The sequence below is a fragment of the Komagataeibacter kakiaceti JCM 25156 genome, from assembly GCF_000613305.1.
The window spans coordinates 1-779 of sequence record NZ_BAIO01000789.1 but is presented as its reverse complement, the minus strand read 5'-3'; the positions used below and the strand labels follow the sequence as shown (position 1 = coordinate 779).

Below are 779 nucleotides of genomic sequence, written 5' to 3'. Positions count from 1 at the left end.
CGCCTTTTTGCAAAAAGGCGGTCGTTTTCTGAAAGCTTTTTGAAAAAAGCTTCACCAAAAACTTTTATATTGTTCCTGATTTAAATGTATATTTTTCATATAAAGTATTGGGAGTGAATTTAAGTCGAGCCATTCATTCTGAAAGTTCGAGTTGCAGTCTGTACAGCGCGGCAAACTGGCGTCTCGTATCCGGGTCAACCGCGCCCATCATGTTCCACATCAGGCTGTCGGCTTCTTTTTTATGGTAATGCTTCATCTGATCCCGGTCATAAAGACGCCAGCGTATCTGACCCAGATGACCTCTGGTCAGATCCGAATTGGGATGCAGTTCACAATACCAGATTTTCTGCTGTTGTGACAGGCTCTCCCACCACCGCAGAAGTTCCGCGGTAATGGTTGGATTGACGGTTTTCAGCCTGTCCGCATCGAACCTGCATTCTGGTGCTACGCGTTTCCTGTCCATGATGACGCCTGTTGCTGAAAAGGACTGCTTTACAGTCTATCCCGATTTTAACCGGAACGGGATGACCCGATCAATTTTTCCACGCCCGGTTCAGGCGTCACGGGTTTCGATCATGCGCAGGGCAGGGAAAATGCCGGGGTCGGGTTTCAGCCGCCTGATTGGGGGTAAGGATCAGGGCGACGGCGGCGGCGGACAATGCTAGACAGGGGGCATCGACACAGAACGGCCCTTTTCTTTCCCTATTGGATACCGGATGACGCTTGCTGACGGATCAGGCCGCGATGGCCGGATGGATGAACCCTCCCGGCCGGGTGCT

At 51.3% G+C, this 779-nt stretch carries 1 protein-coding gene; it reads right to left on the bottom strand.

What is annotated here, in order from left to right:
- Positions 1-133: 133 nt before the first annotated feature.
- Entirely contained in the window at positions 134-463 is a 330-nt protein-coding gene (locus tag JCM25156_RS18955; RefSeq protein ID WP_025814397.1) for a hypothetical protein, read from the bottom strand.
- Positions 464-779 lie beyond the last annotated feature (316 nt).

Bases quoted from the DNA above. Each gene is read 5' to 3' on its own strand.
- JCM25156_RS18955 (WP_025814397.1), bottom strand. From the start codon at position 463: ATGGACAGGAAACGCGTAGCACCAGAATGCAGGTTCGATGCGGACAGG.